General features: G+C 44.3%; 14 protein-coding genes and 1 pseudogene. 6 read left to right on the top strand and 9 right to left on the bottom strand.

Annotated features, from left to right (window positions below; all coding sequences use genetic code 11):
* Positions 1–91 precede the first annotated feature (91 nt).
* The 4 genes from WC615_RS04180 to WC615_RS04165 all read right to left on the bottom strand — a co-directional run bounded on the left by WC615_RS04180 (position 92) and on the right by WC615_RS04165 (position 5,910).
* On the bottom strand, positions 92–1,201 hold the full coding sequence (locus tag WC615_RS04180; protein WP_372976879.1) for an ATP-binding protein: 1,110 nt from the start codon (positions 1,199–1,201) through the stop codon (positions 92–94).
* Between the two features lie 168 nt (positions 1,202–1,369).
* Positions 1,370–2,263, bottom strand: a complete 894-nt coding sequence (locus tag WC615_RS04175; RefSeq protein WP_372976878.1) for a bestrophin family protein — start codon at positions 2,261–2,263, stop codon at positions 1,370–1,372.
* A gap of 222 nt (positions 2,264–2,485) precedes the next feature.
* Positions 2,486–4,849 (bottom strand): carboxypeptidase regulatory-like domain-containing protein, encoded by a 2,364-nt coding sequence (locus tag WC615_RS04170; protein WP_372976877.1) that lies wholly within the window; start codon positions 4,847–4,849, stop codon positions 2,486–2,488.
* 353 nt (positions 4,850–5,202) lie between these two features.
* A complete protein-coding gene (locus tag WC615_RS04165; protein WP_372976876.1) occupies positions 5,203–5,910 on the bottom strand; it encodes a Crp/Fnr family transcriptional regulator in 708 nt (235 codons plus the stop codon).
* 96 nt (positions 5,911–6,006) lie between these two features.
* Between WC615_RS04165 and WC615_RS04160 the strand changes: the two genes are divergently transcribed.
* The 5 genes from WC615_RS04160 to WC615_RS04140 all read left to right on the top strand — a co-directional run bounded on the left by WC615_RS04160 (position 6,007) and on the right by WC615_RS04140 (position 8,912).
* Positions 6,007–6,666: a class I SAM-dependent methyltransferase gene (locus tag WC615_RS04160; RefSeq protein ID WP_372976875.1), complete on the top strand. Its 660-nt coding sequence runs from the start codon at positions 6,007–6,009 to the stop codon at positions 6,664–6,666.
* A 5-nt stretch (positions 6,667–6,671) separates the two neighbouring features.
* Positions 6,672–7,310: a class I SAM-dependent methyltransferase gene (locus WC615_RS04155; RefSeq protein WP_372976874.1), complete on the top strand. Its 639-nt coding sequence runs from the start codon at positions 6,672–6,674 to the stop codon at positions 7,308–7,310.
* 520 nt (positions 7,311–7,830) lie between these two features.
* Positions 7,831–7,965, top strand: a complete 135-nt coding sequence (locus tag WC615_RS04150) for a hypothetical protein (RefSeq protein WP_372976873.1) — start codon at positions 7,831–7,833, stop codon at positions 7,963–7,965.
* Positions 7,966–7,984: 19 nt separating this feature from the next.
* Entirely contained in the window at positions 7,985–8,566 is a 582-nt protein-coding gene (locus WC615_RS04145) for a PhnA domain-containing protein (RefSeq protein WP_372976872.1), read from the top strand.
* 55 nt (positions 8,567–8,621) lie between these two features.
* Positions 8,622–8,912 carry a bestrophin family ion channel gene (locus tag WC615_RS04140; protein ID WP_372976871.1) on the top strand — a complete coding sequence of 97 codons (291 nt, stop codon included), beginning with the start codon at positions 8,622–8,624 and terminating at the stop codon, positions 8,910–8,912.
* A gap of 34 nt (positions 8,913–8,946) precedes the next feature.
* Here WC615_RS04140 and WC615_RS04135 read toward each other — a convergent pair whose 3' ends face one another.
* Positions 8,947–9,969: a zinc-dependent alcohol dehydrogenase family protein gene (locus WC615_RS04135; RefSeq protein WP_372976870.1), complete on the bottom strand. Its 1,023-nt coding sequence runs from the start codon at positions 9,967–9,969 to the stop codon at positions 8,947–8,949.
* 109 nt (positions 9,970–10,078) lie between these two features.
* On the opposite strand from WC615_RS04135, the gene WC615_RS04130 reads away from it, so the two are divergent.
* Positions 10,079–10,942 carry an AraC family transcriptional regulator gene (locus tag WC615_RS04130; RefSeq protein ID WP_372976869.1) on the top strand — a complete coding sequence of 288 codons (864 nt, stop codon included), beginning with the start codon at positions 10,079–10,081 and terminating at the stop codon, positions 10,940–10,942.
* Positions 10,943–11,101: 159 nt separating this feature from the next.
* On the opposite strand, the pseudogene WC615_RS04125 reads toward WC615_RS04130, so the two are convergent.
* The 4 genes and pseudogenes from WC615_RS04125 to WC615_RS04110 all read right to left on the bottom strand — a co-directional run.
* Positions 11,102–11,770, bottom strand: a pseudogene (locus WC615_RS04125) (DUF6625 family protein); the annotation flags it as partial.
* Positions 11,771–12,230: 460 nt separating this feature from the next.
* The gene (locus WC615_RS04120) at positions 12,231–15,020 is read right to left on the bottom strand and encodes a M16 family metallopeptidase (RefSeq protein ID WP_372976868.1); all 2,790 of its coding nucleotides are present in this window, start codon (positions 15,018–15,020) and stop codon (positions 12,231–12,233) included.
* Between the two features lie 60 nt (positions 15,021–15,080).
* Positions 15,081–16,478 (bottom strand): RagB/SusD family nutrient uptake outer membrane protein, encoded by a 1,398-nt coding sequence (locus tag WC615_RS04115; RefSeq protein WP_372976867.1) that lies wholly within the window; start codon positions 16,476–16,478, stop codon positions 15,081–15,083.
* A gap of 11 nt (positions 16,479–16,489) precedes the next feature.
* Positions 16,490–20,176: a SusC/RagA family TonB-linked outer membrane protein gene (locus tag WC615_RS04110; RefSeq protein ID WP_372976866.1), complete on the bottom strand. Its 3,687-nt coding sequence runs from the start codon at positions 20,174–20,176 to the stop codon at positions 16,490–16,492.
* Between the last annotated feature and the right edge of the window lie 104 nt (positions 20,177–20,280).

Here is a 20,280-nt window from a genome sequence, read left to right as displayed (position 1 = left end):
TAAGCTATGGGGTGGTCAGGTAGCAGTTCTTGCAAAAAGGGAATTCAGACGATCAAAAGCAACTGCAATTTAAATGTCCGGCAAAAAAAGATTATCCTAAAGGTAGTGTAAATTTAAAAGTGCTGCCTTTTCCTGGCTCACTCTCGACCCAGATCTTTCCATTGTGGCGCTTAATAATCTCCGCACATAGATAAAGCCCGATACCAAAACCTGCAATTTTTTCGGTTTCTTTACTCTGTACTCGGTAATGTGGCAGGAAAAGCTTTTGGATGTCCTCAGCAGCGATACCAAGGCCCTGGTCCCTGATGCTGATCTCCACCTGACTATCCTGCACTGCGCAAATCATTTCGATTCCGGAGGCTTTTTCAGAGTATTTTGCTGCATTACTCAGCAAGTTCACCAAAACCTGTTCTAATTTCTCCTTGTCTGCATATATGGTTACACTTCCACAGGGAATAATCGCAATAGGGTGTGTTGAAGTAATAAACAACGTTTCTTCAACAACCTCGGCAATCAATTCATCAAGCCTGAATGTTTCTTTTTTCAGGTGAATCTTACCAGCCTCGGCACCTGATAAATTAAGCAGGCTGTTGATCATGTTGAGCATTTTCTTCACTTGCTTCTCCACTTTAGACAATGCCCCGATAGTAAAATTATCTTTTTGTTTTTTTGCCCAGTTGTTTAATAGCTGAACATAGCCTTTCAGGGCCGTAAGTGGAGTCTTCAACTCATGGCTAACCATACCAATAAATTTACTCCGCCGCAGGTCAGTTTGCTTTTGTTCTGTGATATCCATAATTATTCCGGAGAAATAGCTGTTACGATCAACCGGACTACTGAATCCTCCTGTCACACTCAACCATCTTTGCGGATGATCCGGAAGGGCAGCAACCGGAAATTCAACATACAGCGCCCGCTGTTTACGAAAAGCATTTTCGATAGCTTCTGTTGCCGTCTTACGGTGTTTTTCAACAACTTTCAGCATTGCATCTCCAAAAGACATGTCCGAATCGGGTAAAAAACCGAATAAGGCCTTGGTACGTTGCGAAGGAAAGAATTTTCCCGATACGGAATCCATGATCCATATACCAACGTTTGCACCTTCAAGGGCAACCTCAGCTAAATCTAACGCAGGGAACTGTTCCGTAAAATCAGCACCATTTTTTGGAATACGCCCATTTCCGTCCACATTTTTAGTCATTCCCTATCCTCCGCTAACATCAGAGTACAAAAATACTTTAATTTTCTGATACCTTCCCTTTGTTCTTTGAACGTAATGAATCTCTTTTGCGTCGTGCTAAAAATAGTGCACCTGCCGGCGTAAAAACTACTTTGGGTTTCTCTAGAGTGTACATATGATCAAATGTATTTAAAGTGAATAAAAGCGTTCGGGCTGTAAAGGTTCGGGCACATCCGGGTCGCCGATTAATTGCTTGATATTGATCTCAATGTTAGTAGCGATTGTTGTCATGGCAGTATCCGTTGGCAAATTGTTGAAAGGATCCTGCAAATGCGTAGCTGATTTTTCCAACAGGAAAAATGCCGAGGAAATAACCAGTAACAATGGGATTTCGAAAAAACTGTCAATGTCCGTTAGTGCAATAGATAACGTTACTACAAAAATATAAATGAAATAGTGAAGGAATAAACGGTAGGTCTGCGGGAAAACCGTACTTTTTATACGCTCGGCCATACCCATCGCATTGGAAAAGTTGACCAGCGTGTTATTGATCTGCACCTGGCTGAACAGTTCCAGGCTTCCCTCCTCTCTCAGGTTAGTGATCTGCTGCGTATTTAATTGGAGTATTGCCAGGGGCTTGTTCATATGCCGCTTAATTTCTTCCATGTCGTCTTCTGATAGATATTTATCAAGATTTGCCATGGCATCCAGCCCCCGCAAGGTTTGCCCTAAACTATAGCACCAGGCGATCTGCCGGTAGGCGACGGCTTTGATTTCCTTTTGCCTGTCTTTTGAGACAAAAGACTGTAACTGCAAAATAAAGGTCCGGCTTTCATTGACGATACTCCCCCAAATTTTACGGGCCTCCCACCAACGGTCATAGGACTGACTGATCTTAAACGATAAGATCACGGATATTGCGGTACCTATAAATGTTGGAATAGCAACAGGCATCTGCGGGATCAGGTTCCTGAAATGCCCGGTTAAATAGTTGACCACTAAACCCACTACGAGTACATAAGGAAGTTCCTTTTTTATTTTTCCGAAAATGTATGAAACCGGAATTGACTTCTTTAGGAGCATGATGTTTTAATTTATCACACGTAACAAATTTCATACAATGTGGTTTGAGCGTTTTACCGGATGACTGATATTTTTATTCGAGTGTAGCAGGGAGCTTATTGAAGAAGCGCCACTCAGCCTGTCAGTGTTTGGTTCAGGTCTTAACAGGGTATGGCTTTCGGGTGTAAGTTTATATGATCAAACTGTCTTGATCTGCCTCCTTTGGCCGTCTTACAATTTAATTTAAAATTCAAAGATCAGCCCGAGGGTAGGCTGTATATTTCCGCCTTTTTGAGCGAGGAATTTTGTCTGGATCCTGCTTGCATCCCCGGGTGCGTCCATCACATTTCCGGAGGCATCCCTGACAGGCACGATAACCGGTTGCCGGTTGTATTTGTAACCTGTAACGTTTTGCATATCAAAATAAAAGTTAAACGCGTAGTGTTTAAAGTAATATTTCTTATCGATTCTGGCATCCAGTTGGTAAAACAGCGCCGGTACCTGCGTATTTAACAGGTTATAAGCCGGTATACCCCGCGGGTAAATGGTAAAGTTTGTTTTAAGTGATGATAATGATTGGTCGTATGGGGTGTAAGGGCTGCCCCCGGTTAACCTGAATTTGGCACCAACCTCCCAGTTTCTTTTTAAAAGTTTACCGCCGGTTAAACTGAGTATATAACGGTTATTCCATGACGATTGCACATAAGCCCCGTTCTTGTTCTGAAACTCGCTTTTATAAAGCGTAAGCGCAAATATGCCGTAAAAACCATTGGTAAGTTTTTGCTGCGCAAAAAACTCTATACCATAACTGCGTCCATGGCTTTCGCCAACCACCGGGTTATTACCCACTACGCCAAAATCGGCCCCGAGATTGGCCAAGGGGATAGAATCATTAAGGGTTTTAATAATAGGGTAATGGGTGTAATATTTATAAAACCCTTCAATTGTTAAACGCGTGTTGGGCAAATTATACTCCATACCCAATACCATCTGCTTGTTTTGAATGTAGTTGACATTGCGGTTAACCAGGGTATTTAAACTATCGCGGTAACCCAAAACCGTGTAAGCCGGCAACTGGTAATAAATGCCCGTGTTAAAATTCAGGCTTAGCCGCTCGCTTAGGTTTAACGATGCCGAGAACCTGGGCGAAATTGTTCTAGACAGGTCATTCATCCCCGATGAAAAGTTGTTTGCATCGGCCCTTAAGCCAAATGACAGGGATAACAGGTTATTAAAAAACGGGCGGCTTACCTGCCCAAATACGTTATATTTAAAAAAGTTGATGGTCGAATTGTATACCTGGTTGCCATAAGGCAATAAATTAAATGTATTAGTGCTGTAATGTGCCGCCTCGCCGCCGGCACCAAAGTTGACACGATACAAGCCCTGCTGGCTGGTGCTTTCAAAACGCAATTTATTTTCGGACTCTGCTGAAGTATAGTCAAGTATGCGGACCAGGCTTTCCTGGTTGTCTTTATACTTTACCGCGTTATTGTTTAAATAGCTCCTGCTGGCTACAAACAACATAAAACCCTTTGGCCTGAAATGTTTGTAAGTGGCGCCCACGGTATAACTATTTTGCGTATTCACGGGGATGGTGGCTAGCGTATACCGGTTTTCTTCGGTACTATCTGCCGATAGGTTAAGTTTAAACCTGTCTATGGCCCCAAGGCCAATAAAGGTTACTTCATCCTTATTGCTGAGTTTTGTTTTAACCTTAAATTGAAAATCCTGGTATGAGGGCAAGAACGGGAGTTTTAGCAGTTTAAACAAGCCTTGCAGATAGGAGTACCTGTACGAAGCCAGATAGGTAGTACGTTTTCCCAGGGGGCCTTCAATGGTTGCGCTAAAATCACTTGACCCAACAGAAAGCGTAGCGCCCAACCTGTCATCGCGGCCATCCTTTTGGTTAAACTCGAAAACCGAACTCAGGGTATTGCCACGGTTTGCCGGGAAAGCTCCCGAATAAAAATTCACCTCTTTGATAAAGTCGACATTGATAAGCCCCACCGGCCCGCCGGATGAACCCTGCGTAGCAAAATGATTGATATTGGGGATCTCTACCCCATCCAGGTAAAAGCGGTTCTCGTTAGGCGCGCCGCCCCTGATAATAATATCATTACGAAAACTAACCGGCGACGAAACACCGGGCAGCGACTGGATCACCTTTGATATATCACGGTTACCGCCGGGGTTTCTTTTGATCTCCGACACGCCAATGCTCCTGAGTGATAGCGGGCTTTCCATCGTTTTATTAAGTCGCCGGCTGCCCACTATTTTCACCTCGTTTAAACTTGCCACAATTTGCTCCATCGCCACATCCATAATGGTAGGCTTAACCGTGCCGATCTGTATATCCGCAAGCGATACCGTCCTAAAACCAACTTTTGAAAATATAAGGGTATAATTACCGGGCCTTAATTTTAGGCTATAGGTACCCAGCGAATCAGAAACCACGCCTGCCCCCCCGCCCAAAACCTGGATACTGATGCCACTAACCGGCTGGTTAGTCACTCCGTTGGTGACCGTTCCCCGGATAAATGCTTCCTGGCCAAAAGACAGCATCGGCAAAAGTAGCATTGTAAGATAAAAGGAGATTTTTTTCATAAGCATGGCATCGAAAAGCTGTTATCAGCTTATCCATATGACACCCAGTTTCATAGGGATAAGGCTTGAGCGCACCAATTCATGAAAATACAATTAAAATCCACTCTATTATAAAAAAATCAATTACGGGGAATACAAGGCCTGAAGAACTACGTTTCCATTTTCACTCCATCAAAGATTTGTGACCTACAAGAGCCTGCGCGACCTTTAAGATAAGAGCAACCGACCAGGCCACCTTTTTACAGGGTCCATAAATCATACATCGTCCCGGTAGATAAGATCATGATGATTGACGGTCACCTGTATTGAGACATCATTTGGCCTGATTCATCCAAAGCATTGCGAAAATAATATTACCGGTAATTAGCCCGTTTGACAAGCAGGTGTACATCCTTGATGATGATCTTTCTGCCTTCCGTTAACAGTATACCTTCTGCTTTAAATTCTCTGAGCAGGCGGATCACGTTTTCTTCAGCAAGGCCTGCCATATTCGCCAGGTCGGCTCGGGAAATATTGATCGGAATAGCTTCGTGATCATTCAATCCGTATTTGAACTTTTCCCGTAGTACGATGAGCGCGATCGCCAGCCGCTCGGGACCTGTCCGTTGCGCAATCACAGAGATAGTGTTGGTCAGTACCGTGAATTCATGGCTCATTGCCTTTAGCAGGCGGAGCGCGAAAACTGGCGACCGGCCTAATATATCCATAAAGTCATCTTTTGGAATAAACGACACCATCGTATCTTCCATCGCTGCGGCAGAGTCCGCATAACGCTCCCCGGAAAGCACCGGGTGGTAGCCCATCAATTCACCCGGGCCGGCCACATAAATGATCTGCTCCTTTCCGAGCTGGTCCGCCTTGTACTTCTTGACCCTGCCACTACGTACAAGAAAGATACCGGAAGGCACCGTTCCCTCGCGGAAAACCACATCTCCTTTAAAGAGGTGCTGTTCGGTAAGGTGCCGGGTAAGCAGGGCTGTTTCCTGATCAGAAAGCGCGCTCAGCACCGAATGCGTTGTAAAACTCCACCTGTCGATCGGAAAAATCCCGTTTAGACTCATAGGTCAAAGTTACGAAAAATCAAAACTGATAAAGATCAGTTTTTGAACTGATCTCCTTCAGGTGCATCGGGCAGCCGGAGGACGGAAATTTGCAGGATGGATGTTTATCCCTTTTCCTCTTTCCCTCCGGAACCGGAAGCGTACCGGCAAAGGCTGCTCACCCCGGTGGAGAAGCGCCGGCCCAACGACTGCTTCTTCCGGAATGATGCGGAATTTGACTGGTTGTACCCGGAACACCTGCAACTGATCTCCATGGCGCACTGGACGCCATTAGCTGTGGCAACAAAAGCGGCCGATTACTTGGACGTACCCGGTAATATCCTGGACATCGGGAGCGGCACGGGTAAATTTTGCCTCACAGCGGCACACGGCCATCCCAATGGCAAGTACTATGGAGCGGAACAACGGCACGAACTGGTGCATTACGCCACCCTGGCCGGCAGCTACCTTAATTTACCTAATGTCCGCTTTATCCATGCGAATATCACCCAGATAAATTTCAATGAATTCGATCACTTTTATTTCTATAACTCTTTTTTTGAAAATATCGACCAGAAAAATGCCATCGACGATACGATAGAGACTTCGCACAGCCTCTACGAATATTATAACCGTTACCTGTTGGCTGTTCTCAAGGATAAACCACCCGGCACACGTATTGTGACTTACCAGAGCCTCGGAGAAATGATTCCCGCTAATTATGAACTGGCGGAGCAATCCTTTCTTACCCTGCTCCAGTTATGGATCCGGCAATAAGTGGCATGTTTAATTATAAAACTTACCTCAAATACAAAAAGCTATCGTATATGTATACTGATACCCTGAATATATCTTACTTCCGCAAAGACGCCACATTCGACACTTTATATCCCTCACATATCCGGGAGCTCTCCCAGCTGCACTGGACTGGCCTTGGTGTTGCGCTGGAAGCCAGTAATTTCCTCGCCAGTCCGGGAGCACGTGTCCTGGATATCGGCAGCGGTGTCGGTAAATTCTGTATCGCGGCTGCTGTTTACCACCCCGAAGCGAGCTTTTATGGGATCGAACAGCGTAAGGAGCTATTTGGGTATGCCGAAACCGCAAAAGAACAAATCGGTGTTCAGAATGTATATTTCAGGCATGGCAACCTCACCTCCTTAAACTATGATGAATACGATCACTTTTATTTTTATAATTCTTTCTACGAAAATATAGAACCAGAAAGCCGGATCGATTACGCCGTACATACATCTTATGAATTGTATAACACCTACACCTTTCATATACGGGAAATGCTGAACAGCAAACCGGCCGGGACCAGGCTAGTTACTTACCATGCGCCTGACAAGCAGGTGCCGGCGGGCTATACGTTAATAGATAATTCCTACAGCAGGTACCTAAAAATGTGGGTAAAGGAATAGAGGGGAGTTGTAGGATCCTTGCTCTAAGAAGAATAATAATAAAAAAATGAGTAAAACACCAAAGCTGCAAGCCATGCTCGGCGCCAAATGCCCGCGTTGCAGAAGGGGCAATATGTTTGAGGGAGGTGCCTGGCGTCTAGGCGCTAACCGGATCAATATCAACTGCCCTTCCTGTGGAATGATCTTCGAGATCGAGCCCGGCTATTTCTACGCGGCCATGTATGTCAGTTACGCGTTCAATGTTGCGGAAGGCGTAAGTATTTGCCTTTTAACGCGGCTGATTACCGGTAACACGGATTCACCGTGGTTATACCTGAGCACAATCCTAATCGGCCTGGTGTTATTGTCGCCATTGAACTTTCGGTATTCCAGGGTCATTTTGCTTTACTGGTTGTCCCCCAAAGTGCATTACCGTCCTGAGTTGGATAGATCCATAATCCGAAAGCCCGATTAAGCTTAGGTACATTCTCTTTAAAGAAAGTAAAATACGCTATACCATAACTTCGCGGAAAAGTTACCGATGAGAAAACAAAACGACAATTACTCCTTCTGGACAAAATATAAAAAATTTGCAGGTAACGAGATCCTGCTCTACCTGATCATGGTGCTGGGTATTTTACTTGGTATTGTCGTGATCAACTTTATACGTGAATAAATAGCATATCAAAATCTATATGATGACCATTACCTTAAACGCGGGATCACCCGAAATCAACACCTGCGAACTCTGCCGATCTGCAAGCGAACTGGCTGTGTACACAGTTTCCCCGGTCGGTTATGCAGCTAACGAGATAAATGTTTGCTTAGGCTGCAAGTCCGAACTGGCAAAACCCGACAAACCTGACAATCGCTACTGGCGCTTCCTGGCTGAAGCCATGTGGAGCGATGTTCCAGCCGTGCAGGTTTTATCATGGCGTATCTTGTCCCTCCTGAAAGATGAGGATTGGGCCGCCGGTTGCCTCGAAATACTTTACCTAGAAGATGACCTGCTGGCATGGGCAAAGGCAGGCTTTACCGTAGAAGCTGAGGAGCCGGCTGAGGTTCACCGCGACAGCCTTGGGAACGAATTGCAGCATGGCGACACCGTGATTTTAACTCGTTCGCTAGATGTCAAAGGGAGTTCGCTGAATGCTAAAATGGGTACGGTCGTGAAGAACATCCGGCTGGTCGGCGATAACACCGGCCAAATTGAGGGTAAGATCGACGGGCAGACCATCGTTATCCTGACCAAGTACCTGCGCAGGCAGAAAAATTAATTAATCAATCCATGATCATCCGAAAGAAAAAGAACTGATTCAGGATGCTCTTCGTGTGGAAGGGATCAGTATTACCTCAATTATTGCCCCGACTGAGCGTCCTTTTGCATTTACAACCATTGTTGTTCATTTCAAATCAGACCTTGACAGGGTGCACGGCGAACGCTCGACCAATATCTACACGGCTTTCGGCATAGCCATAGCCACATTCCCCGGCTTCCGGAATACCGTGAGCTATGATCGGTTCCGGCAAGACCGGAAACTCTGGGAAGCTGGCCGAAGGCTAATGTTGATGGTGGCTATTGCATCTTATCATTTATATGAAAAGCCTTTTCTGAGAACATAGAAGTGTATCAAAAATATTGAGCGGATAAACATTATTAACTAAAAAGTAAATTACTTTCAGACTCGTGGGTAACTTCATCAATATCGATAACTACTTTTCCGTTTGCTGTTCGTTTTTCCTGTGCATTGTAAGCATCGACTACAGTTTCTAAAGAATAATGTACTTGATCAACAAGTGGAATTACTTTTCCAGCTTCGATCAGTTTAGTTGCCTCCCGTAAGATCTCACCATGATGTGCGCGTGCTTTGCCGGAAATAAGCGGATACAAGGCAAATACACCAGAATAAGTCGCACCATGGAATGATAATGGAGCAATACTGTGGGTACCCCATCCGAGGATACTCAGCACGTGTCCGAAATATTGTTTAGCCGCTTTGAACGACGCGTCAAGAATCTCGCCGCCTACTGTGTCATAGATGATGTCGAATCCTTCGCCACTTGTATATTTGTCCACGTACTCTTCAACAGTTGTGTTTTTATAATCAATGGGGGTGGCGCCGTATTTTTTTATGAGATCATTTTTATCAGTTTGAACGGTCGTGAAAACCCGAGCATCCTTCGCTTTTGCAATTTGTACAGCGATATGACCTACGCCCCCCGCACCGCCGTGGATAAGTACACTTTTGCCTTCGCTGACGTTGGCACGGTCTACTAAACCTTCCCAGGCGGTAATAAATATCAATGGTACTGCCGCTGCTTCACGCATGCTCAGATTTTTAGGTTTTAATGCCAGCAAATCCGCATCGACTGCAGCATATTCCGATAGCGTTCCGTGTACGCCGGCAATCCCGCCTGTCATACCATAAACCTCGTCGCCGGGTTTAAAATGAGTTACACCCTCACCAACGGCTTCTACCACACCTGACATATCAATACCGAGAATAGCAGGAAGAACTGTCTTTGCGTGGCCAGCCTGCCCCTTTTTGATCTTCAGATCGATTGGATTGACGCCGCTAGCCTTAATTTTAACTAATACCTGGCCTTTTGACGCTATTGGTTTTTCGATTTCTTTTAGTTGGAAAGACTCATTATAATGTTCCAGAATCAATGCTTTCATTGTTTTATTATTAAATGATTAAATTCTTGTTGTTTTGAATATTCAAATCTCAGGAATATAAAGCGTTATCTGGTTGTACTTTTACATCAATTAGGTGTACTTTTACAGCATGGAACAAAATCACCTGCGTCAGCCTTTCGAACTGGTTTTAAAGGAATATTTAGATGAATGTCCGCGCGGGTTACATAAGCACACATTTTTCGAACTTATTTACATCGTAGACGGCACGGGCAGGCAGTGTATCAATGACAATGAGTTTTCTTATAAGCCGGGAAATGTCTTCTTAGTAGCGCCTAATGACACACATATTTTTAAGATCGACCAGCCAACCCAATTCTTTTTTATCCGATTTAATAATGTATTTGTCAAATCGTCCAAAAAGGAATATGGCCTTGTTCAGCGTTTGGAGGCTATCCTCCAAAATGCCCATCATGAACCTGGATGTATCTTAAAAAATGATAATGATAAGAATTACGTTGTTCAGCTGATGGATATACTGATCAGTGAACATCTTCACCAAGACGTCTATCATCAGGAGTTGATCGCGCAGCTGGTAAATACACTTTTGATCATTATTGCCAGAAACATTACTAACACATTTCCTGAAAAGATCGATGAGACGAGTGAAAAAAAGGCGATAGATATCCTGCAATATATTCAGGCCAGTATCTATTTCCCTGAAAAACTCAGGGCTGCACAGATCAGTAAACATTTCGGTATTGCCCAAACCTATTTAGGCAGTTATTTCAAAAAACAAGCCAATGAATCTTTACAACAATACATACTCAATTATAAGTTGAAGCTTATCGAAAATCGTTTGCTTCACAGCAACATGCGAATCACCGAAATAGCGGATGAATTTGGCTTCGCAGATAAGAGTCACCTCAATCGGATCTTTAAGAAATATCGGGGTACAAATCCTTCTGAGTTTAAGAAAAAAGGTATTTCTGATAGACAAAATGCAGTAATTTAGTACTGGCCTGTGCCATAAGTAAATGTACATCTAAAAAAAATGATGCCTTCTCAGTTCCCAAAATCTCTGTTCGCCTGCTATCTAATGTATCCGGGGGAGAAATAAAGCAGGCTTTCCAATATTTAACTTGAAAATTTCAGTGGTAAAAAGCACCTCGTATCAGTTGCGGTAAAAAAAAATTTCCTGGTCCCATCTTAATTTACCCGGCAATCCTTCGATAATAAAGAAATCGAAAAAGGGGGCTATTTCATTTTCGGCTTCCAGCCGCTTCACCACATTCGTTATGCTTTTGATCTCCGTATGGATCTCCTCATAGGTTTTGCCGGCCGTAAGTTCATCGTTCGCAAAGTTGGTTTCGTCAAAGCAATAGTGCTTCTCACTGGTAAATACATGGTTGTAATTCCTGCTGTGTCTGAAAAGCAGGTTTATTTTTTTAGTGTTTTTATATAGCAGGAAGCATCCGGAAAACCAATCATACCGAACGCTTATCAGGTCATGGTTATCCAGTAAATCATCTGTTATAAATGTGCGTATATCGCCGAAGATGATGTCAATGTCACAGTGCCCCCAAAAGTCATACTGACTTATAAATTCTGAGAATATAAATCAATAAGCCGGTTTAAAATCGCAGAGTTTATACCCGTAAAGGATCGCTACCTCAAAACCCATTTTTGTACCGACCAAGCTGCTTAGGTCCTTGAGCGTTTTATAAACAAAACGTACATTATATGATATCGGTCTTTTATATGTCGTATCATATGTAATGATCAGGAAATCTATTGTGGCATTGTACTTACAGGAATGGATAAAGTACCTGAAATACCATGGAAGTTCACCATATTAGCAAACGATCAGGAGTATTTTTTTGGGGGTCTCATCTGACATTCTTTTTCGTTCCAATGGTGATCTTTCCGGTCTGGTATCCGAGGCCGCCATTCATGTCGGTTCCCTCAATAATGACGGTGTAAGTGGAGGTGGCTTCTTCAGTTTTAAGCTGCGGCAGTAGTTTTTATACGCGCGAGGCTAATTGTACTATCGGATCTTTAAAATCCATGGGATTGCTAATAAAGGCAGATCAAATTTAGTTGTTGGGTATGTGCGGATTTTACGGAAAGACAGGACACCAAATCAACTGTAATTACTGCAGGCGGGGACGAAGATGATTTGCCATTTTAATTATCATTATGCCGTAAAAAGCGCCGCCCCTTGCGGGCAGCGCTTTTAAACTAACTATAACTGATTCATTTTACGTAATGAAAAATGTTCTTTAAGCTACGGCTTATGTTACTTATTCCTGTTCAGGCAGGAGCACCAATTTTATAAAGTTGCCGTTTTGCATGTATTTTCGGGCCATATCTTTTAACTCGGCCAGACTGGCTGCATTAACAAATACTTGGTCGTTGGTGTTTTCTTCCGGCTTGCCGCCACTTTGCAGTTTATCTACCAGGTAATTTAACCACCACGAGTTTTCATTAACATCCAGCTCGCGCTGTCTGATCCACTCAACCTGCCATTTATTTATATTTTCGAGTCGTGGGCCACTGTTTGCCAATGCGGCAACTTCTGCCTTAGCCGTGGCAATTAATTTATCTACATTAGCAGGGGCACAACCAAACTGGATGGTTAAGGTAAATTTTGAACCGGGATCTTTTGTTGTTGTCAGTTCAACCCTCGGGCTGTATACGCCACTTTCCTCTTCTCGTAATGTTTCCAATAAGCGAATGTTAAGCGTTTCGCGCAGGGCATCAAACAAGATGTTGTTATGCTGATCATAATCATACTTGCCCGAATATACCAGCAGCACCGATGCTTTGGCCTCTTTGCCTTTATAAACCGTTTTAGAAATTTCTCCTGCCGGGATAGCAAGATCAAGGTCTCTAGCTTTATCTGCTGTTTGCGTGCGAGGCAAGGACCCAAGGTATTTTTCAAATATGGGTTTTGCTGTGGCGATATCAATACTGCCTGTAAACACAAATACCATGTTACCTGCATTGGCAAATCTTTCTTTATAGATCTCATAGGCCCTGTCGAGGTTTACCATGTCTAGCTTTTTGATAGACGGGCCGGTACGGCGGATGTTATGATTACCCAACACAGCCGATACCGTATCGTTATATACGCTACCGGGATCGTTAGCCCTGTTGTTATACCTGGCCCGGGAACGGTCCATCATGGTTTTATACAGCGATGAATCTTTTTGGGGCTGTGTGAGATAAGCATATACCAATGACATGGCCACTTCAAAATCCTTAACAGAGCTTCCGCCGGTAATGCCCTGGTAACGTTCGGCAATGTATGGACGGACCTCCAGTTCCTTATTGGCAACAAAGCGGTCAAGTTCGTTAGCGTTTAGGTTGCCTACCCCTGCCGCCGAAATAATAGATGCCGCATTCGTTGCAGACGGGTAATCCCTGTCATCATACAATGACGTACCGCCGGTTGAAAACCCTCTGAATAGTACCTGGTTGTTTTTAAAGGCAGTTGGTTTGATGATAATTTTTACACCGTTTGATAAGGTTAGGGTGGTTATCCCCTCTTTGCTGTCCTTTTCTTCGCTTACCACTTTCCCCGCAACCGGTTTCATTGAAAGCAATTCGGATGATACCTTTTGTGTCATGAATGGCAGCATAGGCATGCTTTTTACCTCAGCTATCCATTTATCCATGTCCTCTTTCCGGGGAAGATCCTTTTGCGTGTCAGCGGGCGCTGTGATAATAATGTCCCGGTTATTCTCCTGCAGATAATTGCCTATTAATGTGTTAAAATCATTCAGTTTGATACGTGGCATATAAATGTTCATCAGCTTATATTCCCCTTCGATACCCGGGGAGGCCTCATTCTTTAAAAAATGCGCCAGGTATTCCTGTACATAATTTTCTGAAGAAATTTTATCCCTTTCCCGGTAAACATTTTCAAGCTGTTCTTTTAAATTTTGTTTGGCCCGTTCCAGTTCTTCGGCGCTAAAACCTAATGCTTTCAGCCGCTCAGTTTCGTACCACATGGCTATAAAACCCTTTTTTAACTCTCCGGGTTTAACTGCCACTGTAGCGCGGTAAGTATCCAGTCCACCTAAAAAATCTTTAATACCTGCATTTGCGGATAGATAAACCTGACCTGGTTTACGGGATAACTCATTAAAACGACTTGCCAGCATGCTGTTGAATAACTGGCGGGTAAGCAAATCTTTGTAATCCGCAGCGGCTTTCATAACAGGCGCCTTGTGTTTAATAATAACCTCGGCAATAGTGCCGGTTACTTCTTTATCCGTTAATGCAATGAATTGATTTTTACCGGTTAGCAGTATGGCATATTCCGCGCGCTTTCTTTCAGTAACCGGGTTTTTAAGGTCGGCAAATAGTGCTTTAACTTTTTGTTCCATATCAACTGCATCAATATCACCAACGATGATCAGCGCCTGCAGGTCCGGGCGGTACCAGTCATGATAAAACTGTTTTATCGACGCAGGTTTAAAATTTTTCAGGATCTCATCCGTGCCTATTGGGTTACGCGCTGCGTACCTGGAGTGATTCAAAAGCATCGGATAGTATTGCTTTTGCAGGCGGTCTGTAGCACCTTTGCCCAGTCGTTTCTCTTCCAGTATCACCCCGCGTTCTTTGTCTATCTCTGCCGGATCAAGCGTCGCACTTTGTGCCCAGTCATGAACTATCTGCAGCCCTTTGCTTACCAGATCCTTGTTATCGGTTGGTAGTGGCAGCTGGTAAACGGTTTCGTCGTACCCTGTATAGGCATTTACATCAGCCCCAAACCGTACCCCTGCTGTTTGCAGGTAGTTCATCATGGTATTTTTGGGGAAATTACGCGAACCGTTAAACGTCATATGTTCTACAAAATGTGCCAGGCCCAGTTGGTCGTCATCCTCCAGAATGGAACCAATCTTGTTTACAAGGTAAAACTGCGCCCTGTTTTTTGGTGTTTGATTATGGCGGATATAATAAGTAAACCCGTTTTTTAATTTGCCGGTCCTTACGGCGGCATCTAACGGAATTGCAGGAGGTTGAGCAGTTGCAACCGTACCAATTGCGCATAGCAAAAGGACAGTTATGATTTTTTTGATCATAATTTAGCTTGATAACCGCCCGTAGCCTGTTAAGCTTACGGGCGGTTAGGATAAATAATTTTACCGGATGTTTTGCGGTAGTTTAGAAAAGGTGATCACTTCCTGCGGTATCAGTAATGTATAACGCGGGTCATTAGCAGGAAGCGTATAAGCCCTCCCGTTAACGCTACGGGCAAGCGTTTTTGCAAAACGGTTTTCCATATTTAACCTTCGCAGGTCAGTCCACCTTAAGCCGCGCATTAAAAGTTCTTTACGGCGTTCCAAAAGGATCTCGGTAAGGGCATCATCCGCATTGCCGGCGCTAAAGCCAGGATACGTACCGGTAGACCATCGGGTGACCAACAACTTGTTCATATCACTAACCGCACTGGCTGTTTGATTGGCGCGGGCGTAACACTCCGCCCTTATCAGGTACAGCTCATCTACGGCAAGGCCATTAAATAATGCGGCCGAGCCTACCGCACCTTCATAGTTGCCAATGAAACGATAGGTACCCGACGGATCAGGCACGTCAAGGTTTTCCTTAACATATAATTGTTTCCGCAGGTCGTTATCCTGGTAAGCGTTAACAATTTCAGGAGCTATCAGCGCTTTATCTTCATCGCCATAACCCACCTCTAAAACACTGTTTTGCTGATCGATCACGGAGTGGAAAATAACCTCCTTATTAAAACGCGGGAACGGATTGTAACTATCCGGGTTAAGGGTGTTAAAATTGATCAGGTCGTTTTTGATCTTTAACGCAGCATCTGCGCTGGCTAACGCATTTGGGTAATCTCCCATAGATAAATAAACACGGGCCAGCATAGCATAAGCCGCAGCCTTGTTTGGGCGCGAAGCAATACTGGATGCAGCATTCAGCAACCCGGCCGCTTCCCCGAGGTCTTTTATAATGGCATCATAGGTTTGTTTAACCGTACCCCTGCCCGGCACGTCATTAATGTCGGATTTGGTATGGATAGGTAACCCGGGTTCCTGCAAATTGGCATCACTATATGGCTTAATATAGATTTGCGCCAGTGGCCATAAAGCATATGCGCGAAGAAATAAGGCGCTGCCACGCAGGTTATTTACAACCGCGGGCGGGTCTGTTGGCTGTAGTTTATCCAAAGCTTCCAGTATCAGGTTGCAGTGGTATATTTTATTATAAGAAGCAACCCAAGCAGTTGCCGATGCACGGATAGCAGTTGGCTGCCAGATGTACAGGGCTTTATCTTCTGCCTGGATAACGTCAGAGTTGTAGCGGTTATCGTCCATGTAATAATCATCGGCAGAGATTTCTCCGTCCAGAGGATAGTTAACATTGAACAGGTCGTAATTATCCAATATAAGCTGGATATCATTTGTGGTTTCGATAAACGACTGTGACCCGCTTTTTTTGATGTCGACATATTTTTGACAAGCAGACACCATTGTTATACACACAAAAGCAAAGATATATTTGATGTAATTTTTCATGACTTGTGCGATTAAAAGTTAGCTGAAAAACCAAGACTATAAGTGCGCGGCAAAGGGTAATCAAATACCTCCGGGTCTATCCCTTTATCGTTAGCGCGCCAGATGATGCCCAGGTTACTGATGTTACCATATAGCCTTGGGTTTTTAATAAAGCTGCCCTGCCCTACTTTAAAGGTGTATGACAGGTTGATCTCCTGCAAGCGGATATGATCGCCCTTCACCACATTTACCGACGAGTAGTAATAAAAGTTATCGCGGTTGGTGTTACCGGTTGACATTACAGCCGATGGTACGTTTGTCGTTGCCTCATCGCCTGGTTTTTGCCACCTGTTGTTATACTCAATAGCCTGTAGCGAATTGCCTGCATATAGCGAACCGTAATTAACGACCTGCGCCTGTGGCCTGCGAACATAATAGCCGAATTTATAAAGCAGGTTAGCCGATACTGCGAAAGAGGCATAGGTAAACGTGTTCCTGAATGAACCGTAATAAACCGGTACAGCGCTGCCAAAGTATTTAAGCGTATTTAGGGGCGCATTTTGGATAGCCTTATAATTGTTGTCGCCTTCCACCGAGTTGGAAATGCTTACGGCCTTGCCGTCTAAATAACCACGCGGGTCGCCGGTTTGCGGATCAAGCCCCGCCCATTCATAACCGAATAAACGCGAGAGGTCATAACCTTCGTTATACGAACCGGAACCGTTATTTACAGTGTTGCCCGCCTGGCTGGCAGCGCTTGCGTATAACTTGGTTACTTTAACACGATTATAGGCAAACAGCAAATTACTGTTCCACTTAAACTTGTTTAACTGCAGGTTCAGCGAGTTTAATGTTACCTCTAAACCATGCCCCTGAAGATTACCCGTGTTGTAATCGATATTGGTATAACCGGTGCTCGGATCGAGCGCACCGCCGGCGATCAGGTCGGTGGTTTTTTTGCTGTAGTATTGGATATTACCTGATAACCTGTTACCCCGGATCAGGAAATCTAACCCGATGTTAAACACGCCTGTCCGCTCCGGCCGCAACTGGCTGTTTGTTATACCCGTACCAAATGTAGTGTAAGCATAAGGCAGGTTGGTATACTGGTTATTTGATGTTGAGTAGGTAATTAAAGGCCTGGCAATAATAGATGGGTTTACGTTACCGTTGTAGCCGTATGTGGTACGAAGGGTAAGCGATGGCACCAACGCCCAGTGGTAAAAGCTTTCATTGTTGATGTTCCAGGCGCCACCTACGGAGTAATATGGCGTGCCGTTTTGGTTGGTACCACGGCCAAACTCGCTCGAAAGGTCCTTACGTAAACTTGCCGAAAGGGTATATCTCCTGTCATAGGTATAAGCCGCATTAGTATAGTAGCTCAGTGTACGGATCTTGTTATCAACAAAACCCGTTGATAGGTTTTGGATATATTCCCCATTGTACCCGCTAAAATCTTCTGCAAATGCTATAGGTATCATGGTTTTATAATCCAGCTTATTATTGGTATACAGCGTTTTTTCATCATAACCATAGTAGCCATCGCTTTTTGCGATGCTGTATGCCTGCGCAATATCAAAACCCGCGATCATCGATAGCTCGTGTTTCTCTTTCCATGTATGATCAAAATTTAACTGCCCTCTTAGCGTATGGTTGTTTGAGGTTGTTAAAATGGTGGAGTACTGCCCGCCAAGCGGCAACTGCCGGTTGTACGGCGCCACCGGGTCAAAAGTCATAGGGTCTACAGATTCGGGCGAAGTAGTGAAATAATTGATCATATTCCGCATGTAAAATGAATTTTGCCTATACAGTGTATTATCATCATTGCGGCCCGAGTTGTAGTTGTAGGTAACCTGCGCGCTTAAACCGCTTAATATTTTGTAGTTAGCACTAAAATTCACATTCAGGTTTTGCGATTTAAGCTTGTTATAGCCTTCGTTGATATCATTAAGCGGCACATAGCTATAACTCAGAAATTTGTCGCCGTAAGCATTTTTCACCGCATCGGCAAAGCCCTGGCGGTATAATTTTGGCAGTTCCAGATAGTTGCCGTTGTCATCGGCCAGGCGCGAGTAAGGATAAAATGTAGCGTCGGTTGCCCCGGTTATCCTGTTGGATGCTGCCTGTTCGTTATTACGCTGAACATTATAGCTGATATTTCCCTGTAACTCTAAGCCGGTAAAGGGGCGTATTGCCATAGAGTAACCTAAAGCCAGCCGGTTATAATCAGAATTTTTGGTGTTGTTAATACCCTTATCCAAGCCGCCAGATAAGCGGTAGTTAAATGTTTCAGTGCCACCGTCAAGGCCTAAAGAGTAGCTTTGGGTTACGGCATTTCTCAGGAAGTATTTGTCGTAGTCTTTCCTGATATCATTGCCCCTTAAGGCGTCTAATTGTGTTTTGGCCTGTGCATCTGTTAAAGTGCCTTTAAATTTCCAGGCGTCAACGATCTCGGCCACCGGCGATTTTATTTCCTGCCCGTAAAGGTGTGATATGCTCAGATCTGGTAATGGCCTGTTCTGCTGTTCAAAATAGGCTGCCTGCGCATCTATATAGTCAGACACGCTCATGGTTTTATTGTAAAACAGATCTACCTTTTCGGTAATATTTATGTTGCTGTTAAAAGTAATGCGCGGTGCGCGGTTGTAACCACCGCGCTTGGTTTTAATAACCAATACCCCGTTTGCCGCACGCGATCCCCAAATGGATGCTGCTGCCGCATCTTTCAATATAGTTACACTTTCTACATCATTCGGGTTAACCTTATCAATAGAATACGGGCTGGCAATGCCATCGATCACCACCAAAACCTGCCCGCTATAATTACCGTTCAGATCAGCATTAGCCGATTCATTCAGCGTATTTTTACCGCGAATGGTTAAGTTGGCCAGCGGCGACTGCCTTGCATTCGGGTTTGCTGAATTATTGGTACGCAAATCATTACGAAAATCAAGCGATGTAGTAATACCTTCCAGGCGCCTTATCAGGTTAGGATCGGTACTGTGCTGTAACTGCTCCCTGGTAATCACCTCGAACGAACCGGTAGCCCTTTCTTTTGGCAGGTCCTGCAAACCGGTAGAAACGATAGCCACACTCTTCATTTCCATGGCCGACTCTTTTAAGATCACGTCAATTTTTGTGCGGCCATTTATAGCAACGGTATCAGATTGGTAACCGATGTAGGAAAATACCAGGTGACCGTTATCAGGCACCCTCAGTAATTTATACCCGCCGGCCTGGTCTGTAGCAACCTGGATTTGCGTTCCTCTTAGCCTGATGGTGGCACCGGGTAAACCGGTGCCCTGACCGTTAGAAACAGAACCGCTTACATCAATAAAATTTATAGCCGCGGTTGTAATGGGTTTATCTTTTAATACGATGGTATTGTCATCAATGGTATAAGCCAGCGGCTGATCTTTCAGGATCAGGTCCAACACGGTTTTTATATCGGCATATTTTAAGTTTACGCTAACCCTGGTGGTGTTTTTAAGTTGCTGGGCGGTATATACAAAGTCGAAATTGCTCTGTTGCTGTATTTTAGATATGATCACCTTTAACGGAACATCTTTTTCACTAAGCGAGATCTGCTGCGCAAAGCCTGTCGCGGATACCCGTAAGAACATCATGAACAGTAAAAATGTCGTCAATCGCATAATCAGCAGTACTTTACGAACGTGCGCATTGGGCACGCCAAATTTGATAGTATAATTTTTATACATTTGTTAAGTCTGGTTAATAAGTTGATACAATGAGGAATTTTATTGGCGTAATACCAGGCATTAGCCAGCTGTGTTGCAACCACATCTGGCTTTTCTTTTGGATT

Origin of the sequence: Mucilaginibacter sp. (assembly GCF_041663085.1) — a bacterium.
In the GTDB taxonomy this organism is placed as follows: domain Bacteria; phylum Bacteroidota; class Bacteroidia; order Sphingobacteriales; family Sphingobacteriaceae; genus Mucilaginibacter.
The sequence above is the reverse complement of the archived record's forward strand: the minus strand, read 5'-3'. Positions and strand labels throughout refer to the sequence as shown.